Source organism: Citrobacter rodentium NBRC 105723 = DSM 16636 (assembly GCF_021278985.1).
Taxonomy (GTDB): Bacteria; Pseudomonadota; Gammaproteobacteria; order Enterobacterales; family Enterobacteriaceae; genus Citrobacter_A; species Citrobacter_A rodentium.
Window position 1 is genome coordinate 1621914 of record NZ_CP082833.1, and the last position, 23682, is coordinate 1645595.

The 23682-nt window shown below is 53.1% G+C and carries 12 protein-coding genes, 6 tRNA genes and 3 rRNA genes; 20 read left to right on the forward strand and 1 reads right to left on the reverse strand.

Going from position 1 to position 23682, the window contains the following annotated elements; genetic code table 11:
* Window positions 1-111 precede the first annotated feature (111 nt).
* The 7 genes from K7R23_RS07620 (at window position 112) to birA (ending at window position 7786) form a co-directional block, all read left to right on the forward strand.
* Window positions 112-1653 (forward strand): 16S ribosomal RNA (locus K7R23_RS07620).
* Between the two features lie 70 nt (window positions 1654-1723).
* Window positions 1724-1800, forward strand: a tRNA-Ile gene (locus K7R23_RS07625).
* A gap of 112 nt (window positions 1801-1912) precedes the next feature.
* Window positions 1913-1988 (forward strand) — tRNA-Ala (locus tag K7R23_RS07630).
* 174 nt (window positions 1989-2162) lie between these two features.
* Window positions 2163-5150 (forward strand): 23S ribosomal RNA (locus K7R23_RS07635).
* A 194-nt stretch (window positions 5151-5344) separates the two neighbouring features.
* Window positions 5345-5460 (forward strand): 5S ribosomal RNA (rrf, locus tag K7R23_RS07640).
* The 16S, 23S and 5S rRNA genes sit together here with 2 tRNA genes alongside, the layout of an rRNA operon.
* Before the next feature lie 338 nt (window positions 5461-5798).
* A complete protein-coding gene (gene murB / locus K7R23_RS07645) occupies window positions 5799-6827 on the forward strand; it encodes a UDP-N-acetylmuramate dehydrogenase (protein WP_012907764.1) in 1029 nt (342 codons plus the stop codon).
* Window positions 6824-7786, forward strand: a complete 963-nt coding sequence (birA, locus tag K7R23_RS07650; RefSeq protein ID WP_012907763.1) for a bifunctional biotin--[acetyl-CoA-carboxylase] ligase/biotin operon repressor BirA — start codon at window positions 6824-6826, stop codon at window positions 7784-7786. Before murB ends, birA begins: the two co-directional genes overlap by 4 nt.
* Before the next feature lie 28 nt (window positions 7787-7814).
* On the opposite strand, the gene coaA is transcribed toward birA, so the two are convergent.
* Window positions 7815-8765 (reverse strand): type I pantothenate kinase, encoded by a 951-nt coding sequence (gene coaA / locus K7R23_RS07655; RefSeq protein ID WP_012907762.1) that lies wholly within the window; start codon window positions 8763-8765, stop codon window positions 7815-7817.
* Between the two features lie 403 nt (window positions 8766-9168).
* Here coaA and K7R23_RS07660 point away from each other — a divergent pair.
* The 13 genes from K7R23_RS07660 to rpoC all read left to right on the forward strand — a co-directional run bounded on the left by K7R23_RS07660 (window position 9169) and on the right by rpoC (window position 23484).
* Window positions 9169-9244: transfer RNA gene (locus tag K7R23_RS07660), tRNA-Thr, on the forward strand.
* 8 nt (window positions 9245-9252) lie between these two features.
* Window positions 9253-9337, forward strand: a tRNA-Tyr gene (locus tag K7R23_RS07665).
* A 115-nt stretch (window positions 9338-9452) separates the two neighbouring features.
* Window positions 9453-9527: transfer RNA gene (locus tag K7R23_RS07670), tRNA-Gly, on the forward strand.
* A gap of 5 nt (window positions 9528-9532) precedes the next feature.
* Window positions 9533-9608 (forward strand) — tRNA-Thr (locus K7R23_RS07675).
* A 115-nt stretch (window positions 9609-9723) separates the two neighbouring features.
* Window positions 9724-10908 (forward strand): elongation factor Tu, encoded by a 1185-nt coding sequence (tuf, locus tag K7R23_RS07680; RefSeq protein ID WP_012907761.1) that lies wholly within the window; start codon window positions 9724-9726, stop codon window positions 10906-10908.
* 239 nt (window positions 10909-11147) lie between these two features.
* Window positions 11148-11531: a preprotein translocase subunit SecE gene (gene secE / locus K7R23_RS07685; RefSeq protein ID WP_012907759.1), complete on the forward strand. Its 384-nt coding sequence runs from the start codon at window positions 11148-11150 to the stop codon at window positions 11529-11531.
* 1 nt (window position 11532) lies between these two features.
* Window positions 11533-12078 (forward strand): transcription termination/antitermination protein NusG, encoded by a 546-nt coding sequence (nusG, locus tag K7R23_RS07690; protein ID WP_003862341.1) that lies wholly within the window; start codon window positions 11533-11535, stop codon window positions 12076-12078.
* A 277-nt stretch (window positions 12079-12355) separates the two neighbouring features.
* The gene (gene rplK / locus K7R23_RS07695) at window positions 12356-12784 is read left to right on the forward strand and encodes a 50S ribosomal protein L11 (RefSeq protein ID WP_012133815.1); all 429 of its coding nucleotides are present in this window, start codon (window positions 12356-12358) and stop codon (window positions 12782-12784) included.
* A gap of 3 nt (window positions 12785-12787) precedes the next feature.
* Window positions 12788-13492, forward strand: a complete 705-nt coding sequence (gene rplA, locus K7R23_RS07700; RefSeq protein ID WP_012907758.1) for a 50S ribosomal protein L1 — start codon at window positions 12788-12790, stop codon at window positions 13490-13492.
* A gap of 414 nt (window positions 13493-13906) precedes the next feature.
* Complete coding sequence (gene rplJ, locus K7R23_RS07705; RefSeq protein WP_001207203.1) at window positions 13907-14404, forward strand: 50S ribosomal protein L10; 498 nt, start codon at window positions 13907-13909, stop codon at window positions 14402-14404.
* A gap of 66 nt (window positions 14405-14470) precedes the next feature.
* Window positions 14471-14836 carry a 50S ribosomal protein L7/L12 gene (gene rplL, locus K7R23_RS07710; RefSeq protein WP_012133812.1) on the forward strand — a complete coding sequence of 122 codons (366 nt, stop codon included), beginning with the start codon at window positions 14471-14473 and terminating at the stop codon, window positions 14834-14836.
* 319 nt (window positions 14837-15155) lie between these two features.
* Complete coding sequence (gene rpoB, locus K7R23_RS07715; RefSeq protein WP_012907757.1) at window positions 15156-19184, forward strand: DNA-directed RNA polymerase subunit beta; 4029 nt, start codon at window positions 15156-15158, stop codon at window positions 19182-19184.
* 76 nt (window positions 19185-19260) lie between these two features.
* Window positions 19261-23484 (forward strand): DNA-directed RNA polymerase subunit beta', encoded by a 4224-nt coding sequence (gene rpoC / locus K7R23_RS07720; RefSeq protein WP_012907756.1) that lies wholly within the window; start codon window positions 19261-19263, stop codon window positions 23482-23484.
* Window positions 23485-23682: the final 198 nt, after the last annotated feature.

The following is a 23682-nucleotide window of genomic DNA, read 5'->3' on the forward strand; positions in this document are numbered from 1 at the left end:
TGGGCACTCAAAGTGACATGGATTCTTGATGTCTTCGGACAATAAATGAATACCAAGTCTCTGAGTGAACACGTAATTCATTACGAAGTTTAATTCACGAGCATCAAACTTAAATTGAAGAGTTTGATCATGGCTCAGATTGAACGCTGGCGGCAGGCCTAACACATGCAAGTCGAACGGTAACAGGAAGCAGCTTGCTGCTTTGCTGACGAGTGGCGGACGGGTGAGTAATGTCTGGGAAACTGCCCGGTGGAGGGGGATAACTACTGGAAACGGTAGCTAATACCGCATAACGTCGCAAGACCAAAGAGGGGGACCTTCGGGCCTCTTGCCACCGGATGTGCCCAGATGGGATTAGCTTGTTGGTGAGGTAACGGCTCACCAAGGCGACGATCCCTAGCTGGTCTGAGAGGATGACCAGCCACACTGGAACTGAGACACGGTCCAGACTCCTACGGGAGGCAGCAGTGGGGAATATTGCACAATGGGCGCAAGCCTGATGCAGCCATGCCGCGTGTATGAAGAAGGCCTTCGGGTTGTAAAGTACTTTCAGCGGGGAGGAAGGGATTGTGGTTAATAACCGCAGTCATTGACGTTACCCGCAGAAGAAGCACCGGCTAACTCCGTGCCAGCAGCCGCGGTAATACGGAGGGTGCAAGCGTTAATCGGAATTACTGGGCGTAAAGCGCACGCAGGCGGTCTGTCAAGTCGGATGTGAAATCCCCGGGCTCAACCTGGGAACTGCATTCGAAACTGGCAGGCTTGAGTCTCGTAGAGGGGGGTGGAATTCCAGGTGTAGCGGTGAAATGCGTAGAGATCTGGAGGAATACCGGTGGCGAAGGCGGCCCCCTGGACGAAGACTGACGCTCAGGTGCGAAAGCGTGGGGAGCAAACAGGATTAGATACCCTGGTAGTCCACGCCGTAAACGATGTCTACTTGGAGGTTGTGCCCCTGAGGCGTGGCTTCCGGAGCTAACGCGTTAAGTAGACCGCCTGGGGAGTACGGCCGCAAGGTTAAAACTCAAATGAATTGACGGGGGCCCGCACAAGCGGTGGAGCATGTGGTTTAATTCGATGCAACGCGAAGAACCTTACCTGGTCTTGACATCCAGAGAACTTTCCAGAGATGGATTGGTGCCTTCGGGAACTCTGAGACAGGTGCTGCATGGCTGTCGTCAGCTCGTGTTGTGAAATGTTGGGTTAAGTCCCGCAACGAGCGCAACCCTTATCCTTTGTTGCCAGCGGTCCGGCCGGGAACTCAAAGGAGACTGCCAGTGATAAACTGGAGGAAGGTGGGGATGACGTCAAGTCATCATGGCCCTTACGACCAGGGCTACACACGTGCTACAATGGCATATACAAAGAGAAGCGACCTCGCGAGAGCAAGCGGACCTCATAAAGTATGTCGTAGTCCGGATTGGAGTCTGCAACTCGACTCCATGAAGTCGGAATCGCTAGTAATCGTGGATCAGAATGCCACGGTGAATACGTTCCCGGGCCTTGTACACACCGCCCGTCACACCATGGGAGTGGGTTGCAAAAGAAGTAGGTAGCTTAACCTTCGGGAGGGCGCTTACCACTTTGTGATTCATGACTGGGGTGAAGTCGTAACAAGGTAACCGTAGGGGAACCTGCGGTTGGATCACCTCCTTACCTTAAAGAACCTGCCTTTGTAGTGTCCACACAGATTGTCTGATGAAAAACGAGCAGTAAAAACCTCTACAGGCTTGTAGCTCAGGTGGTTAGAGCGCACCCCTGATAAGGGTGAGGTCGGTGGTTCAAGTCCACTCAGGCCTACCAAATTTTTGCTGATGCTGCGTTGCGGCGACACTCACATACTTTAAGTATGCTTCGTGTCACCACGCCTTGCCTCAGCAAAAATTACGGGTAATGAGGTTTAACCACACCGTATGGGGCTATAGCTCAGCTGGGAGAGCGCCTGCTTTGCACGCAGGAGGTCTGCGGTTCGATCCCGCATAGCTCCACCATTCTGTGGAATGTTTACGTTATAAAACTTCAGAGTGTACCTGAAAGGGTTCACTGCGAAGTTTTGCTCTTTTAAAAATCTGGATCAAGCTGAAAATTGAAACACAGAACAACGCAAGTTGTTCGTGAGTCTCTCAATTATCGCAATCATGAAGTGAAACATCTTCGGGTTGTGAGGTTAAGCGAACAAGCGTACACGGTGGATGCCCTGGCAGTCAGAGGCGATGAAGGACGTGCTAATCTGCGAAAAGCGCCGGCGAGGTGATATGAACCTTTGACCCGGCGATGTCCGAATGGGGAAACCCGGTGCACCACGGTGCATCATCGTTAACTGAATACATAGGTTAACGAGGCGAACCGGGGGAACTGAAACATCTAAGTACCCCGAGGAAAAGAAATCAACCGAGATTCCCCCAGTAGCGGCGAGCGAACGGGGAGGAGCCCAGAGCCTGAATCAGCTTGTGTGTTAGTGGAAGCGTCTGGAAAGTCGCACGGTACAGGGTGAAAGTCCCGTACACGAAAACGCACAGGCTGTGAGCTCGATGAGTAGGGCGGGACACGTGGTATCCTGTCTGAATATGGGGGGACCATCCTCCAAGGCTAAATACTCCTGACTGACCGATAGTGAACCAGTACCGTGAGGGAAAGGCGAAAAGAACCCCGGCGAGGGGAGTGAAAAAGAACCTGAAACCGTGTACGTACAAGCAGTGGGAGCCTCTTTATGGGGTGACTGCGTACCTTTTGTATAATGGGTCAGCGACTTATATTCTGTAGCAAGGTTAACCGAATAGGGGAGCCGGAGGGAAACCGAGTCTTAATTGGGCGTTAAGTTGCAGGGTATAGACCCGAAACCCGGTGATCTAGCCATGGGCAGGTTGAAGGTTGGGTAACACTAACTGGAGGACCGAACCGACTAATGTTGAAAAATTAGCGGATGACCTGTGGCTGGGGGTGAAAGGCCAATCAAACCGGGAGATAGCTGGTTCTCCCCGAAAGCTATTTAGGTAGCGCCTCGTGAACTCATCTCCGGGGGTAGAGCACTGTTTCGGCTAGGGGGCCATCCCGGCTTACCAACCCGATGCAAACTGCGAATACCGGAGAATGTTATCACGGGAGACACACGGCGGGTGCTAACGTCCGTCGTGAAGAGGGAAACAACCCAGACCGCCAGCTAAGGTCCCAAAGTCATGGTTAAGTGGGAAACGATGTGGGAAGGCTCAGACAGCCAGGATGTTGGCTTAGAAGCAGCCATCATTTAAAGAAAGCGTAATAGCTCACTGGTCGAGTCGGCCTGCGCGGAAGATGTAACGGGGCTAAACCATGCACCGAAGCTGCGGCAGCGAACGTATCACTTAAAGCGATTCAGCGTCTTACGATTGACGGAGCGAAGCGACGTCAAAGCGTATACAAAGTCGAGTCGGTTTAAGGATACGTTCGTTGGGTAGGGGAGCGTTCTGTAAGCCGTTGAAGGTGTGCTGTGAGGCATGCTGGAGGTATCAGAAGTGCGAATGCTGACATAAGTAACGATAAAGCGGGTGAAAAGCCCGCTCGCCGGAAGACCAAGGGTTCCTGTCCAACGTTAATCGGGGCAGGGTGAGTCGACCCCTAAGGCGAGGCCGAAAGGCGTAGTCGATGGGAAACAGGTTAATATTCCTGTACTTGGTGTTACTGCGAAGGGGGGACGGAGAAGGCTATGTCGGCCGGGCGACGGTTGTCCCGGTTTAAGCGTGCAGGTGGAACGACCAGGTAAATCCGGTTGTTCATTAACACTGAGGCGTGATGACGAGGCACTAAGGTGCTGAAGTGACAAATGCCCTGCTTCCAGGAAAAGCCTCTAAGCATCAGGTAACACGAAATCGTACCCCAAACCGACACAGGTGGTCAGGTAGAGAATACCAAGGCGCTTGAGAGAACTCGGGTGAAGGAACTAGGCAAAATGGTGCCGTAACTTCGGGAGAAGGCACGCTGGCGCGTAGGTGAAGTGACTTGCTCACGGAGCTGAAACCAGTCGAAGATACCAGCTGGCTGCAACTGTTTATTAAAAACACAGCACTGTGCAAACACGAAAGTGGACGTATACGGTGTGACGCCTGCCCGGTGCCGGAAGGTTAATTGATGGGGTTATCCTCGCGGAGAAGCTCTTGATCGAAGCCCCGGTAAACGGCGGCCGTAACTATAACGGTCCTAAGGTAGCGAAATTCCTTGTCGGGTAAGTTCCGACCTGCACGAATGGCGTAATGATGGCCAGGCTGTCTCCACCCGAGACTCAGTGAAATTGAACTCGCTGTGAAGATGCAGTGTACCCGCGGCAAGACGGAAAGACCCCGTGAACCTTTACTATAGCTTGACACTGAACACTGGTCCTTGATGTGCAGGATAGGTGGGAGGCTTTGAAGTGCGGACGCCAGTCTGCATGGAGCCGACCTTGAAATACCACCCTTTAATGGCTGGTGTTCTAACGTGGGCCCCTTATCGGGGTTGCGGACAGTGTCTGGTGGGTAGTTTGACTGGGGCGGTCTCCTCCTAAAGAGTAACGGAGGAGCACGAAGGTTGGCTAATCCTGGTCGGACATCAGGAGGTTAGTGCAATGGCATAAGCCAGCTTGACTGCGAGCGTGACGGCGCGAGCAGGTGCGAAAGCAGGTCATAGTGATCCGGTGGTTCTGAATGGAAGGGCCATCGCTCAACGGATAAAAGGTACTCCGGGGATAACAGGCTGATACCGCCCAAGAGTTCATATCGACGGCGGTGTTTGGCACCTCGATGTCGGCTCATCACATCCTGGGGCTGAAGTAGGTCCCAAGGGTATGGCTGTTCGCCATTTAAAGTGGTACGCGAGCTGGGTTTAGAACGTCGTGAGACAGTTCGGTCCCTATCTGCCGTGGGCGCTGGAGAACTGAGGGGGGCTGCTCCTAGTACGAGAGGACCGGAGTGGACGCATCACTGGTGTTCGGGTTGTCATGCCAATGGCACTGCCCGGTAGCTAAATGCGGAAGAGATAAGTGCTGAAAGCATCTAAGCACGAAACTTGCCCCGAGATGAGTTCTCCCTGAGACTTTAAGTCTCCTGAAGGAACGTTGAAGACGACGACGTTGATAGGCCGGGTGTGTAAGCGCAGCGATGCGTTGAGCTAACCGGTACTAATGAACCGTGAGGCTTAACCTTACAACGCCGAAGATGTTTTGGCGGTTGAGAGAAGATTTTCAGTTCTGATACAGATTAGCGGAAACGAAAGATTTTGCGCTGAGGCAAGGCGGCAAGCGAAGGAAAGGAAGGAGCATACTGAAGTATGTGACTGACTTTACGAGCGCAGGCAACGCAGCATCAGTGAAAAAGATTCGTTTCTGACACAGAATTTGCCTGGCGGCACTAGCGCGGTGGTCCCACCTGACCCCATGCCGAACTCAGAAGTGAAACGCCGTAGCGCCGATGGTAGTGTGGGGTCTCCCCATGCGAGAGTAGGGAACTGCCAGGCATCAATCAAGGTGAAAAGCCCATCCTGACGGATGGGCTTTTTGCGTTTTTGCCGCAGGCCTGACAGGCGCAGCGTCATCAGGCACTCCACGTCATGACGCCGGATGGCGGCTTCGCCTTATCCGGCCTACAGAGTCCGGCCTGCGATGCACCACATTCAACAACGGACCGTGTTGCAGGCCTGACAGGCGCAGCGCCATCAGGCACGTCCACGTCATGATGCCGGATGGCGGCTCCGCCTTATCCGGCCTACGGTAAGATCATCCATCCCGCCATAAAACAAGCCATCCTGTTGCATATGCGGTAAACTAGCGACGATTTTGCATCAGGAAAGCCTCTATGAATCACTCCCTTAAGCCCTGGAATACTTTTGGCATCGAACAGTCTGCAAATGAGATTGTTTGCGTCGAAAATGAACAACAGCTACTTGAAGCTTGGCAATCAGCCAATGCGTTACATCAACCGGTACTGATACTGGGCGAAGGGAGTAACGTCCTGTTTCTTGATACGTTCAGCGGTACGGTAATCATCAACCGTATCAAAGGAATAAACGTTACAGAACGGCCTGACGCGTGGTATTTGCATGTCGGTGCGGGCGAGAACTGGCATCATCTGGTGCAACATACGTTACAGCTGGGTATGCCAGGACTGGAAAACCTGGCGCTGATTCCTGGCTGCGTCGGTTCCTCTCCCATTCAGAACATAGGCGCATACGGCGTAGAGTTACAGCGCGTCTGCGACTACGTTGACTGTGTTGAACTGGCAACCGGCAAACAACATCGTATCAGCGCAGCGGAATGCCGTTTTGGCTATCGCGACAGTATTTTTAAGCATGAATATCAGGATCGCTTTGCGATTGTCGCCGTCGGCCTGCGTCTGGCGAAGCAATGGCAGCCTGTACTGACTTATGGCGATCTTACGCGTCTGGATCCCACAACGGTAACGCCTCAGCAGGTGTTTGATTCTGTCTGTCATATGCGAACAACAAAATTGCCAGACCCGAAGGTGAACGGCAATGCAGGCAGCTTTTTCAAAAATCCCGTTGTGTTGGCTGAGGTAGCGCAGTCGCTGCTGTCTCAATTCCCCGACGCGCCGCATTATCCCCAGCCGGATGGCACAGTGAAGCTGGCAGCTGGCTGGCTTATCGATCGGTGCCAGCTGAAAGGGACGACAGTTGGTGGCGCAGCGGTACACCGCCAGCAGGCCCTGGTGCTGATTAACGCGGATAACGCCACCAGTGAAGATGTCGTGCAGCTTGCGCATCTTGTGCGTACTAAAGTGGGTGAAAAATTTAACGTCTGGCTGGAGCCAGAAGTGCGTTTTATCGGGCAGACGGGGGAAGTCAGTGCCTTGGAGATCATTGCATGAAAGATAATACCGTCCCCATGACGCTAATCTCCTTGCTGGCTGACGGCGAGTTCCACTCAGGCGAACAGTTAGGTGAAACGCTGGGGATGAGCCGGGCAGCAATCAATAAGCATATCCAGACCCTGCGCGACTGGGGCGTGGATGTCTTTACCGTTCCTGGTAAAGGCTACAGCCTGCCGGAACCGATCCAGCTACTGGATAAAGAGCGCATCCACAGCCTGCTGGATCGCGGTACGGTCGCCGTGCTGCCGGTGATCGATTCGACTAATCAGTATCTGCTGGACCGACTCGGCCAGCTGCAATCAGGCGATGCCTGTGTGGCTGAATATCAGCAGGCCGGACGCGGTCGCCGTGGCCGTAAATGGTTCTCGCCCTTTGGCGCTAACTTATATCTTTCGATGTACTGGCGACTTGAGCAGGGGCCGGCTGCCGCTATTGGCTTAAGCCTGGTGATTGGTATCGTGATGGCTGAAGTATTGCGCGACCTCGGCGCGGATAAAGTCCGGGTGAAATGGCCGAACGATCTTTACCTTTTGGATCGCAAACTGGCGGGCATTCTGGTTGAACTCACCGGTAAAACCGGCGACGCCGCGCAAATCGTCATCGGCGCGGGGATTAATATGGCGATGCGTCGCGTCGAAGAAGGCATTGTCAATCAGGGGTGGATCACTCTGCAGGAAGCCGGGATCGTGCTGGATCGCAACACGCTGGCGGCGAGGCTGATTGGTGAGTTGCGTAGCGCGCTGGAACTGTTTGAACAGGAAGGCCTGGCTCCCTATCTTTCGCGCTGGGAAAAACTGGATAACTTTATTAATCGTCAGGTCAAACTCATTATTGGCGAAAAAGAAATATACGGTATTTCACGCGGGATCGATACACAGGGCGCATTACTTCTCGAACAGGATGGGGTAATTAAATCCTGGGTCGGCGGCGAAATATCGCTGCGTAGCGCGGAATAAAATAAGGGAGCGATTGCTCCCTTTATTATTATTTGCGCAGGCGGACCTGTTCAACGGCATGATTCGCGCTCTTGGTCATTATCAGACTTGCGCGCTCCCGCGTTGGCAGAATGTTTTGTTTTAAATTCAGCCAGTTAATTTCTTTCCACAGCGCCGTTGCGGTGGCAATGGCTTCATCTTTTGACAGCTTTGCATAATTATGGAAATAAGAGTCAGGGTCGGTAAACGCCCCTTCGCGGAATTTCAGAAAACGGTTGATATACCATGTCTGCAGTAAATCTTCCGGCGCATCAACATAAATAGAAAAATCGACGAAGTCGGAAACAAATACATGATGCGGATCGTGAGGATAATCCATTCCGCTTTGCAGAACGTTAAGGCCCTCAAGGATAAGTATATCCGGCTGCGCCACCGTTTTATCCCCGTCAGGAATAACATCATAGATCAGATGGGAATAGACCGGCGCTGTCACATTCGGTACGCCTGATTTCAGGTCAGAAACAAACTTAACCAGGCGATGCATATCATAGGATTCAGGAAAGCCCTTCTTCTTCATCAGACCACGATCTTTTAACACCTGGTTGGGATGAAGAAAACCATCGGTTGTAATCAGCTCAACGCGACGATGCTCCGGCCAGCGGCTTAGTAAAGCCTGCAATACACGGGCCGTCGTGCTTTTACCTACCGCTACGCTGCCGGCAATACTGATAATATACGGGATGCGCTCGCCATTGGTGCCTAAAAACTGTTCGAGAACCGCCTGACGACGCAGATTAGAGCTGATATAGAAGTTAAGCAAACGCGACAGCGGCAAATAGATCTCCGCCACTTCTTCCAGCGACAGATCTTCATTAATACCTTTTAACCGGGCGATCTCATCTTCGGTAAGCGTCATCGGCACGGAATCACGAAGCGCAGCCCACTGGTTGCGGTCAAACTGGAGGTAAGGCGTCATTAACGTTTGCTCTTTTATACTCATAAGCATGTTTCTGGCTGTCATCACACCATCGGGACTGTGATAAAAAAGCGCGTCAATCCCGGCCTGCAATGGCACGTCACATTTCAGTTAATTTGGACAATGGGCAGGAGGGTAACACCATGTGGGAAGGAATAATAAGAAAAAATCTCTTCCAGGCGTCATTCCCTGAAAGGCATTGTGACGGATATTCCAGATGTGAAGCGGACATGTTGGATCTGCGGAAGGCCGCAACGGACAGAACGGGGAATAACAGGCTACCGGCCGGTGCCGAAATTTTATGCTAATCTGACTGAAAATACATCATTTATTAACCGTATAGCACAAAATGTGAGCGATAGAACATTTTATGCAATTTTTTAGTTGCATGAGCTCGCCGCTCTCCATAGAATGCGCGCTACTTGATGCCGACTTAGCTCAGTAGGTAGAGCAACTGACTTGTAATCAGTAGGTCACCAGTTCGATTCCGGTAGTCGGCACCATCAAGTCCGGTGGGGTTCCCGAGCGGCCAAAGGGAGCAGACTGTAAATCTGCCGTCACAGACTTCGAAGGTTCGAATCCTTCCCCCACCACCACTTTCTGGCAGCGATAAGCTGTCTGAGCTGGTTAATAAAATAACCGGCTCGAATGAGAAAAGAGACCTGTCTCTTTTTTTGTTACAGAAAGAACTGGGTAGCCGAGTTTCAGGATGCGGGCATCGTATAATGGCTATTACCTCAGCCTTCCAAGCTGATGATGCGGGTTCGATTCCCGCTGCCCGCTCCAGACGTGCTGATATGGCTCAGTTGGTAGAGCGCACCCTTGGTAAGGGTGAGGTCCCCAGTTCGACTCTGGGTATCAGCACCACTTCACTTCTCCTTCCCTGTTTTCTCTGTAACGACTCAATGATTCAACATTCAGGCATATCGCCTGGTTGATGTGGTGATATCACCGATTTATCCGTGTCTTAGAGGGACAATCGATGTCTAAAGAAAAGTTTGAACGTACAAAACCGCACGTTAACGTCGGTACTATCGGCCACGTTGACCATGGTAAAACAACGCTGACCGCTGCAATCACTACCGTACTGGCTAAAACCTACGGCGGTGCTGCTCGCGCATTCGACCAGATCGATAACGCGCCGGAAGAAAAAGCGCGTGGTATCACCATCAACACCTCTCACGTTGAATACGATACCCCGACCCGTCACTACGCACACGTAGACTGCCCGGGCCACGCCGACTATGTTAAAAACATGATCACCGGTGCTGCTCAGATGGACGGCGCGATCCTGGTAGTTGCCGCGACTGACGGCCCGATGCCGCAGACCCGTGAGCACATCCTGCTGGGTCGTCAGGTAGGTGTTCCGTACATCATCGTGTTCCTGAACAAGTGCGACATGGTTGATGACGAAGAGCTGCTGGAACTGGTTGAGATGGAAGTGCGTGAGCTGCTGTCTCAGTACGACTTCCCGGGCGACGACACGCCGATCGTTCGTGGTTCTGCCCTGAAAGCGCTGGAAGGCGAAGCAGAGTGGGAAGAGAAAATCATCGAACTGGCAGGCTTCCTGGATTCCTACATCCCTGAGCCAGAGCGTGCGATTGACAAGCCGTTCCTGCTGCCGATCGAAGACGTATTCTCCATCTCCGGTCGTGGTACCGTTGTTACCGGTCGTGTAGAGCGCGGTATCATCAAAGTGGGCGAAGAAGTTGAAATCGTTGGTATCAAAGAGACTGCGAAGTCTACCTGTACCGGCGTTGAAATGTTCCGCAAACTGCTGGACGAAGGCCGTGCGGGTGAGAACGTAGGCGTTCTGCTGCGTGGTATCAAACGTGAAGAAATCGAACGTGGTCAGGTACTGGCTAAGCCGGGCACCATCAAGCCGCACACCAAGTTCGAATCTGAAGTTTATATCCTGTCCAAAGACGAAGGCGGCCGTCACACTCCGTTCTTCAAAGGCTACCGTCCGCAGTTCTACTTCCGTACAACTGACGTGACTGGCACCATCGAACTGCCGGAAGGCGTGGAAATGGTAATGCCGGGCGACAACATCAAAATGGTTGTTACCCTGATCCACCCGATCGCGATGGACGACGGTCTGCGTTTCGCAATCCGTGAAGGCGGCCGTACCGTTGGCGCGGGCGTGGTTGCTAAAGTTCTCGGCTAATCGCTGATAACATTTGACGCAATGCGCAATAAAAGGGCATCATTTGATGCCCTTTTTGTACGCTTTCGAACCAGAACCTGGCTCATCAGTGATTTTATTTGTCATAATCATTGCTGAGACAGGCTCTGTAGAGGGCGTTGAATCCGAAGCGCTGACACGCATTTCGGCACAAGGTTGACTGGTTAGCCTCGCATTCGCGGGGTGAAATTATTTGTAGAATTCTTCTGACAGGTTGGTTTATGAGTGCGAATACCGAAGCTCAAGGAAGCGGGCGCGGCCTGGAAGCGATAAAGTGGATCGTTGTCGTGGCGTTGCTGCTCGTGGCAATTGTCGGCAATTATCTTTATCGTGACATGATGCTGCCGCTGCGTGCGCTGGCCGTAGTAATTCTGATTGCTGCAGCGGGTGGTGTCGCGCTGTTGACGACGAAAGGGAAGGCAACCGTTGCTTTTGCCCGCGAAGCGCGTACAGAAGTACGTAAGGTCATTTGGCCGACTCGCCAGGAAACGTTGCACACCACGCTGATTGTGGCTGCGGTTACCGCAGTAATGTCACTAATCCTGTGGGGACTGGATGGTATTCTGGTTCGCCTGGTTTCCTTTATCACTGGCCTGAGGTTCTGAGATGTCTGAAGCTCCTAAAAAGCGCTGGTACGTCGTTCAGGCGTTTTCCGGTTTTGAAGGCCGCGTAGCAACGTCGCTGCGCGAGCATATCAAATTACACAATATGGAAGAGTTATTTGGCGAAGTCATGGTGCCGACCGAAGAAGTGGTCGAAATCCGCGGCGGCCAGCGTCGTAAGAGCGAGCGTAAATTCTTCCCGGGTTACGTACTGGTCCAGATGGTCATGAATGACGCGAGCTGGCACCTGGTGCGTAGCGTACCGCGTGTGATGGGCTTTATCGGCGGTACTTCCGATCGTCCTGCGCCAATCAGCGATAAAGAAGTTGATGCGATTATGAACCGCCTGCAGCAGGTTGGTGATAAGCCGCGTCCGAAAACGCTGTTTGAGCCGGGTGAAATGGTTCGCGTTAACGATGGTCCGTTCGCTGACTTTAACGGCGTCGTTGAAGAAGTGGACTACGAGAAGTCCCGTCTGAAAGTGTCCGTGTCTATCTTCGGTCGTGCGACCCCGGTAGAACTGGACTTCGCTCAGGTTGAAAAAGCGTAAGTAGCGATCAAAAAAGCGGCGATCTAATCGTTGCACAAGGCGCGAGATTGGAATACAATTTCGCGCCTTTTGTTTTTATGGATCTTATCCGTAAAACGATATTTATCACGGGGAGCCGTTACTTACACAAAATCATTCAGGTTGCATCAAGGCGGCAACTAAGCGAAAACCAGGAGCTTACATAAGTAAGTGACTGGTTTGAGAGAAGGCAGCCAACGCAGAGGCGGCCTGAAGGATGAAGTGTAAAGGCGTTATAACCCAATTTGAGGATTTAAGAATGGCTAAGAAAGTACAAGCCTATGTCAAGCTGCAGGTTGCAGCTGGTATGGCAAACCCGAGTCCGCCGGTTGGTCCAGCACTGGGTCAGCAGGGCGTTAACATCATGGAATTCTGCAAAGCGTTCAACGCAAAAACGGATTCCATCGAAAAAGGTCTGCCGATTCCGGTTGTTATCACCGTTTACGCTGACCGTTCTTTCACTTTCATTACCAAGACTCCGCCGGCAGCCGTTCTACTGAAGAAAGCGGCTGGCATCAAGTCTGGTTCTGGTAAGCCGAACAAAGACAAAGTGGGTAAAATTTCCCGCGCTCAGCTGCAGGAAATCGCGCAGACCAAAGCTGCCGACATGACTGGTGCCGACATTGAAGCGATGACTCGCTCCATCGAAGGTACTGCACGTTCCATGGGCCTGGTAGTGGAGGACTAAGAAATGGCTAAACTGACCAAGCGCATGCGTGTGATCCGTGAGAAAGTTGATGCGACTAAACAGTACGACATCAACGAAGCTATCTCTCTGCTGAAAGAACTGGCTACCGCTAAGTTCGTAGAAAGCGTAGACGTTGCCGTTAACCTCGGCATCGACGCGCGTAAATCTGACCAGAACGTACGTGGCGCAACTGTACTGCCGCACGGTACTGGCCGTTCCGTTCGCGTAGCCGTATTTACCCAGGGCGCAAACGCTGAAGCTGCTAAAGCTGCAGGCGCTGAGCTGGTAGGTATGGAAGATCTGGCTGAACAGATTAAGAAAGGCGAAATGAACTTTGACGTTGTTATTGCTTCCCCGGATGCAATGCGCGTTGTTGGCCAGCTGGGCCAGGTTCTGGGTCCGCGTGGCCTGATGCCGAACCCGAAAGTAGGTACCGTAACGCCGAACGTTGCTGAAGCGGTTAAGAACGCTAAAGCGGGTCAGGTTCGTTATCGTAACGACAAAAACGGCATCATCCACACCACCATTGGTAAAGTGGATTTTGACGCTGACAAACTGAAAGAAAACCTGGAAGCCCTGCTGGTTGCGCTGAAAAAAGCGAAACCGACTCAGGCGAAAGGCGTGTACATCAAGAAAGTTAGCATCTCTACCACCATGGGTGCTGGCGTTGCCGTTGATCAGGCTGGTCTGAGCGCATCTGCGAACTAAGATTAGCTTTACGTGGGCGGTGGTTTTGTCTACAATTCTACCCCCACGATTCTGCAAATAGCAGATTTATATTCGAGATATTCAGTTTGTGGCAAGGCAGCAACTGAGTGAATCACCAGGAGCATAGCTAACTATGTGACTGGTGTGAGCGAAGGAAGCTAACGCCGCCACAGGCTGAATAGCGAAGAATAGAAAGAATTTGTTCGTTGGAGCCTGGCCTATCCAGGCCTCCGTCGAAGACCGCAGGTGTTTCGCAAGAAACTTAATCCCCTGCGTAGACGGTGACAGAACGCTAAGATTATTTTTGGATATTCTGGCTTGTTTCTGCTCACCGTATTAAGACGCTCTCTCCGTTGGGAAGAGTGAAGTGAGTTCCGGAACATGAGTTCCGGCAAACATCCAGGAGCAAAGCTAATGGCTTTAAATCTTCAAGACAAACAAGCGATTGTTGCTGAAGTCAGCGAAGTAGCCAAAGGCGCGCTGTCTGCAGTAGTTGCGGATTCCCGTGGCGTAACTGTAGATAAAATGACTGAACTGCGTAAAGCAGGTCGTGAAGCTGGCGTTTACATGCGTGTTGTTCGTAACACCCTGCTGCGCCGCGTCGTTGAAGGTACTCAGTTCGAGTGCCTGAAAGACACGTTTGTTGGTCCGACCCTGATTGCATACTCTATGGAACACCCGGGCGCTGCCGCTCGTCTGTTCAAAGAGTTCGCGAAAGCGAATGCAAAATTTGAGGTCAAAGCCGCTGCCTTTGAAGGTGAGCTGATCCCGGCGTCTCAGATCGACCGCCTGGCAACTCTGCCGACCTACGAAGAAGCAATTGCACGCCTGATGGCAACCATGAAAGAAGCTTCGGCTGGCAAACTGGTTCGTACTCTGGCTGCTGTACGCGATGCGAAAGAAGCTGCTTAATCGCAGTTATCTTTATAAAGCATTTGCTTACGTATAAACTTATTCTGATATTCAGGAACAATTTAAATGTCTATCACTAAAGATCAAATCATTGAAGCAGTATCCGCTATGTCCGTAATGGACGTTGTAGAACTGATCTCTGCAATGGAAGAAAAATTCGGTGTTTCCGCTGCTGCTGCTGTAGCTGTAGCTGCTGGCCCGGTTGAAGCTGCTGAAGAAAAAACTGAATTCGACGTAATTCTGAAAGCTGCTGGCGCTAACAAAGTTGCTGTTATCAAAGCAGTACGTGGCGCAACTGGCCTGGGTCTGAAAGAAGCGAAAGACCTGGTAGAATCTGCTCCGGCCGCTCTGAAAGAAGGCGTGAGCAAAGATGACGCTGAAGCACTGAAAAAATCTCTGGAAGAAGCTGGCGCTGAAGTTGAAGTTAAATAAGCCAACCCTTCCGGTTGCAGCCTGAGAGATCAGGCTGATGGCTGGTGACTTTTTAGTCACCAGCCTTTTTGCGCTGTAAGGCGCCAGTAGCGTTTCACACTGTTTGACTACTGCTGTGCCTTTCAATGCTTGTTTCTATCGACGACTTAATATACTGCGACAGGGCGGCCGTTCTGTGTAAATCGCAATGAAATGGTTTAAGCGTGATAGCAACAGGCATTGCGGAAAGTGTTCCATTTTCCGGTCAACAAAATAGTGTTGCACAAACTGTCCGCTCAATGGACAGATGGGTCGACTTGTCAGCGAGCTGAGGAACCCTATGGTTTACTCCTATACCGAGAAAAAACGTATTCGTAAGGATTTTGGTAAACGTCCACAAGTTCTGGATGTACCTTATCTCCTTTCTATCCAGCTTGACTCGTTTCAGAAGTTTATCGAGCAAGATCCTGAAGGGCAGTATGGTCTGGAAGCCGCATTCCGTTCCGTATTCCCGATTCAGAGCTACAGCGGTAATTCCGAGCTGCAATACGTCAGCTACCGCCTTGGCGAACCGGTGTTTGACGTTCAGGAATGTCAGATCCGTGGCGTGACCTATTCCGCACCGCTGCGCGTAAAACTGCGTCTGGTGATCTACGAGCGCGAAGCGCCGGAAGGCACCGTAAAAGACATTAAAGAACAAGAAGTCTACATGGGTGAAATTCCGCTCATGACTGACAACGGTACCTTTGTTATCAATGGTACCGAGCGTGTTATCGTTTCTCAGCTGCACCGTAGTCCAGGCGTCTTCTTTGACTCCGACAAGGGTAAAACCCACTCCTCCGGTAAAGTGCTGTATAACGCGCGCATCATTCCTTACCGTGGTTCCTGGCTGGACTTCGAATTCGATCCGAAGGACAACCTGTTCGTCCGTATTGACCGTCGCCGTAAACTGCCTGCGACCATCATTCTGCGTGCGCTGAACTACACCACGGAGCAGATCCTCGATCTGTTCTTTGAGAAAGTAATCTTCGAAATCCGCGACAACAAGCTGCAAATGGAGCTGGTGCCGGAGCGTCTGCGTGGTGAAACCGCTTCCTTCGATATCGAAGCGAATGGCAAAATCTACGTTGAAAAAGGCCGCCGTATCACCGCGCGTCATATTCGCCAGCTGGAAAAAGACGATATCAAGCATATCGAAGTTCCGGTTGAATATATTGCCGGTAAAGTCGCCTCGAAAGATTACGTTGATGAATCTACCGGTGAGCTGATCTGCCCGGCCAACATGGAGCTGAGCCTCGATCTGCTGGCTAAGCTGAGCCAGGCTGGCCACAAGCGCATCGAAACGCTGTTCACCAACGATCTGGACCACGGCCCGTATATTTCAGAAACGATTCGCGTCGACCCGACTAACGATCGCCTGAGCGCGCTGGTAGAAATCTACCGCATGATGCGTCCGGGCGAGCCGCCGACTCGCGAAGCGGCTGAAAGCCTGTTCGAGAACCTGTTCTTCTCCGAAGACCGCTACGATCTGTCTGCGGTAGGTCGTATGAAGTTCAACCGTTCTTTACTGCGTGAAGAGATCGAAGGTTCCGGTATCCTGAGCAAAGACGACATCATCGAAGTGATGAAGAAGCTCATCGATATCCGTAACGGTAAAGGCGAAGTCGATGATATCGACCACCTCGGCAACCGTCGTATCCGTTCCGTAGGCGAAATGGCGGAAAACCAGTTCCGCGTTGGCCTGGTGCGCGTTGAGCGTGCGGTGAAAGAGCGTCTGTCTCTGGGCGATCTCGATACCCTGATGCCTCAGGACATGATCAACGCCAAACCGATCTCCGCGGCGGTAAAAGAGTTCTTCGGCTCCAGCCAGCTGTCTCAGTTTATGGACCAGAACAACCCGCTGTCTGAGATTACGCACAAGCGTCGTATCTCCGCGCTTGGCCCGGGCGGTCTGACCCGTGAGCGTGCAGGCTTCGAAGTTCGAGACGTACACCCGACTCACTACGGTCGCGTATGTCCAATCGAAACGCCGGAAGGTCCGAACATCGGTCTGATCAACTCCCTGTCCGTGTACGCGCAGACTAACGAATATGGCTTCCTTGAGACGCCGTATCGTCGCGTGGTTGATGGCGTAGTAACAGATGAAATTCACTACCTGTCTGCTATTGAAGAAGGCAACTTCGTTATCGCTCAGGCGAACTCCAACCTGGATGACGACGGCCACTTCGTAGAAGATCTGGTGACCTGCCGTAGTAAAGGCGAATCCAGCTTGTTCAGCCGCGACCAGGTTGACTACATGGACGTTTCCACCCAGCAGGTGGTTTCCGTCGGTGCGTCCCTGATCCCGTTCCTGGAACACGATGACGCCAACCGTGCGTTGATGGGTGCGAACATGCAACGTCAGGCGGTTCCGACCCTGCGCGCTGATAAGCCGCTGGTAGGTACCGGTATGGAACGTGCTGTTGCCGTTGACTCCGGTGTAACTGCGGTCGCTAAGCGTGGCGGTACCGTTCAGTACGTGGATGCCTCCCGTATCGTTATCAAAGTTAACGAAGACGAGATGTACCCGGGCGAAGCAGGTATCGACATCTACAACCTGACCAAATACACCCGCTCTAACCAGAACACCTGTATCAACCAGATGCCGTGTGTTTCTCTGGGCGAGCCGGTTGAGCGCGGCGACGTGCTGGCAGACGGTCCGTCCACCGACCTCGGTGAACTGGCGCTTGGTCAGAACATGCGCGTAGCGTTCATGCCGTGGAACGGCTACAACTTCGAAGACTCCATCCTCGTTTCCGAGCGTGTTGTCCAGGAAGACCGTTTCACCACCATCCACATTCAGGAACTGGCGTGCGTGTCCCGTGACACCAAGCTGGGGCCGGAAGAGATCACCGCTGACATCCCGAACGTGGGTGAAGCTGCGCTCTCCAAACTGGATGAATCCGGTATCGTTTATATCGGCGCGGAAGTGACCGGCGGCGACATTCTGGTTGGTAAGGTTACGCCGAAAGGTGAAACCCAACTGACTCCGGAAGAGAAGCTGCTGCGTGCGATCTTCGGTGAGAAAGCGTCTGACGTGAAAGACTCTTCTCTGCGCGTGCCAAACGGTGTTTCCGGTACGGTTATCGACGTTCAGGTCTTTACCCGCGATGGCGTGGAAAAAGACAAGCGCGCGCTGGAAATCGAAGAGATGCAGCTGAAGCAGGCGAAGAAAGACCTGTCTGAAGAACTGCAGATCCTCGAAGCGGGCCTGTTTAGCCGTATCCACGCTGTGCTGGTTTCCGGCGGCGTTGAAGCTGAGAAGCTCGACAAACTGCCGCGCGACCGCTGGCTGGAGCTGGGGCTGACCGACGAAGAGAAACAAAATCAGCTGGAACAACTGGCTGAGCAGTATGACGAACTGAAACACGAGTTCGAGAAAAAACTCGAAGCGAAACGCCGCAAAATCACCCAGGGCGACGATCTGGCGCCGGGCGTGCTGAAGATTGTTAAGGTCTATCTGGCGGTGAAACGCCGTATTCAGCCTGGTGACAAGATGGCGGGCCGTCACGGTAACAAGGGTGTTATTTCTAAGATCAACCCGATCGAAGATATGCCTTACGATGAAAACGGTACGCCGGTCGACATCGTACTGAACCCGCTGGGCGTACCGTCTCGTATGAACATCGGTCAGATTCTGGAAACCCACCTGGGTATGGCTGCGAAAGGTATCGGCGACAAGATTAACGCCATGCTGAAACAGCAGCAGGAAGTCGCGAAGCTGCGCGAATTCATCCAGCGTGCGTACGATCTGGGCGCTGACGTTCGTCAGAAAGTTGACCTGAATACCTTCAGCGATGAAGAAGTTCTGCGTCTGGCTGAAAACCTGCGCAAAGGTATGCCAATCGCAACGCCGGTGTTCGACGGTGCGAAAGAAGCGGAAATTAAAGAGCTGCTGAAACTGGGTGACCTGCCGACTTCCGGTCAGATCACGCTGTTCGACGGCCGTACGGGTGAACAGTTCGAGCGTCCGGTAACCGTAGGTTACATGTACATGCTGAAACTGAACCACCTGGTCGACGACAAGATGCACGCTCGTTCCACCGGTTCCTACAGCCTGGTTACTCAGCAGCCGCTGGGTGGTAAGGCGCAGTTCGGTGGTCAGCGCTTCGGGGAGATGGAAGTGTGGGCGCTGGAAGCATACGGCGCAGCCTACACCCTGCAGGAAATGCTCACCGTTAAGTCTGATGACGTGAACGGCCGTACTAAGATGTATAAGAACATCGTAGACGGCAACCATCAGATGGAGCCGGGCATGCCGGAATCCTTCAACGTACTGTTGAAAGAGATTCGTTCGCTGGGTATCAACATCGAACTGGAAGACGAGTAATTCTCGCTCAAACAGGTCACTGCTGCCGGGGTAACACCCGGCAGCGGAATGTGCTAACTCCGACGGGAGCAAATCCGTGAAAGACTTATTAAAGTTTCTGAAAGCGCAAACTAAAACCGAAGAGTTTGATGCGATCAAAATTGCTCTGGCTTCGCCAGACATGATCCGTTCATGGTCTTTCGGTGAAGTTAAAAAGCCGGAAACCATCAACTACCGTACGTTCAAACCTGAGCGTGACGGCCTTTTCTGCGCCCGTATCTTTGGGCCGGTAAAAGACTACGAGTGCCTGTGCGGTAAGTACAAGCGCCTGAAACACCGCGGTGTGATCTGTGAGAAGTGCGGCGTTGAAGTGACCCAGACTAAAGTGCGCCGTGAGCGTATGGGCCACATCGAGCTGGCCTCTCCGACCGCGCATATCTGGTTCCTGAAATCGCTGCCGTCCCGTATCGGCCTGCTGCTCGATATGCCGCTGCGCGATATCGAACGCGTGCTGTACTTCGAATCCTATGTGGTTATCGAAGGCGGTATGACTAACCTGGAGCGCCAGCAGATCCTGACTGAAGAGCAGTATCTGGACGCGCTGGAAGAGTTCGGTGACGAATTCGACGCCAAGATGGGCGCCGAAGCTATTCAGGCCCTGCTGAAGAGCATGGATCTGGAGCAGGAATGTGAAACGCTGCGTGAAGAGCTGAACGAAACCAACTCCGAAACCAAGCGTAAGAAGCTGACCAAGCGTATCAAGCTGCTGGAAGCGTTCGTACAGTCCGGCAACAAGCCGGAGTGGATGATTCTGACCGTTCTGCCGGTTCTGCCGCCGGATCTGCGTCCGCTGGTTCCGCTGGATGGCGGTCGTTTCGCAACGTCGGATCTGAACGATCTGTACCGTCGCGTGATCAACCGTAACAACCGTCTGAAGCGTCTGCTGGATCTGGCTGCGCCGGATATCATCGTCCGCAACGAAAAACGTATGCTGCAGGAAGCGGTAGACGCCCTGTTGGATAACGGTCGTCGCGGTCGTGCGATCACCGGTTCTAACAAGCGTCCTCTGAAATCTTTGGCCGACATGATCAAAGGTAAGCAGGGTCGTTTCCGTCAGAACCTGCTCGGTAAGCGTGTTGACTACTCCGGTCGTTCTGTAATCACCGTAGGCCCATACCTGCGTCTGCATCAGTGCGGTCTGCCGAAGAAAATGGCGCTGGAGCTGTTCAAACCATTCATCTACGGCAAGCTGGAACTGCGTGGCCTCGCCACCACCATCAAAGCCGCGAAGAAAATGGTTGAGCGTGAAGAAGCTGTCGTCTGGGATATCCTCGACGAAGTCATTCGCGAACACCCGGTACTGCTGAACCGTGCGCCGACCCTGCACCGTCTGGGTATCCAGGCGTTTGAGCCGGTGCTGATCGAAGGTAAAGCTATCCAGCTGCACCCGCTGGTTTGTGCGGCATACAACGCCGACTTCGATGGTGACCAGATGGCTGTTCACGTACCGCTGACGCTGGAAGCCCAGCTTGAAGCGCGTGCGCTGATGATGTCTACCAACAACATCCTGTCTCCGGCGAACGGCGAACCGATCATCGTTCCGTCTCAGGACGTTGTACTGGGTCTGTACTACATGACCCGTGACTGTGTTAACGCCAAAGGCGAAGGCATGGTGCTGACCGGTCCGAAAGAAGCTGAGCGTATTTATCGCGCTGGCCTGGCCTCTCTGCATGCGCGCGTTAAAGTGCGTATCACTGAATACGAAAAAGATGCTAACGGCGAATTCGTTGCGCACACCAGCCTGAAAGACACGACCGTTGGCCGTGCCATTCTGTGGATGATCGTACCGAAAGGTCTGCCTTTCTCCATCGTCAACCAGGCGCTGGGCAAGAAAGCGATCTCCAAAATGCTGAACACTTGCTACCGTATTCTGGGCCTGAAACCGACCGTTATTTTTGCGGACCAGACGATGTACACCGGCTTTGCATATGCAGCGCGTTCCGGTGCGTCCGTTGGTATCGATGACATGGTCATCCCGGATAAAAAATACGAGATCATCTCTGAGGCGGAAGCCGAAGTTGCTGAGATCCAGGAGCAGTTCCAGTCCGGTCTGGTTACCGCAGGCGAACGCTACAACAAAGTTATCGATATCTGGGCCGCGGCGAACGATCGTGTATCCAAAGCGATGATGGACAACCTGCAGACTGAAACCGTGATTAACCGTGACGGCCAGGAAGAGCAGCAGGTTTCCTTCAACAGCATCTACATGATGGCCGACTCCGGTGCGCGTGGTTCTGCTGCGCAGATTCGTCAGCTGGCGGGGATGCGTGGTCTGATGGCGAAGCCGGACGGCTCGATCATCGAAACGCCGATTACCGCGAACTTCCGTGAAGGTCTGAACGTACTCCAGTACTTCATCTCGACGCACGGTGCGCGTAAAGGTCTGGCGGATACCGCGCTGAAAACCGCGAACTCCGGTTATCTGACCCGTCGTCTGGTTGACGTGGCGCAGGATCTGGTAGTTACCGAAGACGACTGCGGTACGCACGAAGGCATCCTGATGACGCCGGTTATCGAAGGCGGCGACGTTAAAGAACCGCTGCGCGATCGCGTACTGGGTCGTGTAACCGCTGAAGACGTGCTGAAGCCGGGCACCGCAGACATTCTGGTTCCGCGCAATACGCTGCTGCACGAGCAGTGGTGTGACCTGCTGGAAGAGAACTCTGTCGACGCGGTTAAAGTGCGTTCCGTTGTATCCTGTGACACCGACTTTGGCGTCTGCGCGCACTGCTACGGTCGTGACCTGGCGCGTGGCCACATCATCAACAAAGGTGAGGCTATCGGCGTTATCGCGGCACAGTCCATCGGTGAGCCGGGTACACAGCTGACGATGCGTACGTTCCACATCGGTGGTGCGGCATCCCGTGCGGCTGCTGAATCCAGCATCCAGGTGAAAAACAAAGGTAGCATCAAGCTCAGCAACGCGAAGTCGGTTGTGAACTCCAGCGGTAAACTGGTTATCACTTCCCGTAACACCGAGCTGAAACTGATCGACGAATTCGGTCGTACCAAAGAGAGCTATAAAGTGCCTTACGGCGCGGTGATGGCGAAGAATGATGGCGAGCAGGTTGCCGGCGGTGAAACCGTTGCAAACTGGGACCCGCATACCATGCCGGTTATCACCGAAGTCAGCGGCTTCGTTCGCTTCACCGATATGATCGACGGCCAGACCATTACGCGTCAGACCGACGAACTGACCGGTCTGTCTTCGCTGGTGGTGCTGGATTCTGCTGAACGTACTACCGGTGGTAAAGATCTGCGTCCGGCGCTGAAAATCGTTGATGCTCAGGGCAATGACGTGCTGATCCCGGGTACCGATATGCCTGCGCAGTACTTCCTGCCGGGTAAAGCGATTGTACAGCTGGAAGATGGCGTACAGATCAGCTCTGGTGACACCCTGGCGCGTATTCCGCAGGAATCCGGCGGTACCAAGGATATCACCGGTGGTCTGCCACGCGTTGCCGACCTGTTCGAAGCGCGTCGTCCGAAAGAGCCGGCAATCCTGGCGGAAATCAGCGGTATCATTTCCTTCGGTAAAGAGACCAAAGGGAAACGTCGTCTGGTTATCACCCCGGTAGACGGCAGCGAGCCGTACGAAGAGATGATTCCGAAATGGCGTCAGCTCAACGTGTTCGAAGGTGAGCGTGTAGAACGTGGTGACGTGGTTTCCGACGGTCCGGAAGCGCCGCACGACATTCTGCGCCTGCGTGGCGTTCATGCTGTGACTCGTTACATTGTTAACGAAGTCCAGGATGTATACCGTCTGCAGGGCGTTAAGATTAACGATAAGCACATTGAAGTTATCGTTCGTCAGATGCTGCGTAAAGTGACCATCGAAAGCGCAGGTAGTTCCGACTTCCTGGAAGGCGAACAGGTTGAATACTCCCGCGTCAAGATCGCTAACCGCGATCTGGAAGCGAACGGCAAAGTGGGCGCAACGTTCTCCCGCGATCTGCTGGGTATCACCAAAGCGTCTCTGGCAACCGAATCGTTCATCTCTGCCGCATCGTTCCAGGAGACGACTCGTGTCCTGACCGAAGCAGCCGTTGCCGGTAAACGCGACGAACTGCGCGGCCTGAAAGAGAACGTTATCGTGGGTCGTCTGATCCCGGCGGGTACCGGTTATGCGTACCACCAGGATCGTATGCGCCGCCGCGCTGCGGGTGAACTCCCGGCCGCGCCGCAGGTGACTGCGGAAGACGCCTCCGCCAGCCTGGCGGAACTGCTGAATGCAGGTCTGGGCGGTTCCGACAACGAGTAATCGTTGACTGCCCGATAGTAAAAAACCCGCTCCGGCGGGTTTTTTTATGCCTGATGGCAGTCGCGCAACGCTTATTATGCCAGCACTGTCGTTGCAGGTCGGATAAGGCAAGGCCGCCATCCGACATTTAGCTTCAGGGTTTTTCCTCGCTTTACGTCGCAGTGAGGGCAGGGCGAAACGAGGAAGAAGCTTTTCGCC

Excerpts from the sequence above, each read along its gene's own strand:
- murB (WP_012907764.1), top strand. The coding sequence starts at position 5,799 with ATGAATCACTCCCTTAAGCCCTGGAATACTTTTGGCATCGAACAGTCT.
- birA (WP_012907763.1), top strand. The coding sequence starts at position 6,824 with ATGAAAGATAATACCGTCCCCATGACGCTAATCTCCTTGCTGGCTGAC.
- coaA (WP_012907762.1), bottom strand. The coding sequence starts at position 8,765 with ATGAGTATAAAAGAGCAAACGTTAATGACGCCTTACCTCCAGTTTGAC.
- tuf (WP_012907761.1), top strand. The coding sequence starts at position 9,724 with ATGTCTAAAGAAAAGTTTGAACGTACAAAACCGCACGTTAACGTCGGT.
- secE (WP_012907759.1), top strand. The coding sequence starts at position 11,148 with ATGAGTGCGAATACCGAAGCTCAAGGAAGCGGGCGCGGCCTGGAAGCG.
- nusG (WP_003862341.1), top strand. The coding sequence starts at position 11,533 with ATGTCTGAAGCTCCTAAAAAGCGCTGGTACGTCGTTCAGGCGTTTTCC.
- rplK (WP_012133815.1), top strand. The coding sequence starts at position 12,356 with ATGGCTAAGAAAGTACAAGCCTATGTCAAGCTGCAGGTTGCAGCTGGT.
- rplA (WP_012907758.1), top strand. The coding sequence starts at position 12,788 with ATGGCTAAACTGACCAAGCGCATGCGTGTGATCCGTGAGAAAGTTGAT.
- rplJ (WP_001207203.1), top strand. The coding sequence starts at position 13,907 with ATGGCTTTAAATCTTCAAGACAAACAAGCGATTGTTGCTGAAGTCAGC.
- rplL (WP_012133812.1), top strand. The coding sequence starts at position 14,471 with ATGTCTATCACTAAAGATCAAATCATTGAAGCAGTATCCGCTATGTCC.
- rpoB (WP_012907757.1), top strand. The coding sequence starts at position 15,156 with ATGGTTTACTCCTATACCGAGAAAAAACGTATTCGTAAGGATTTTGGT.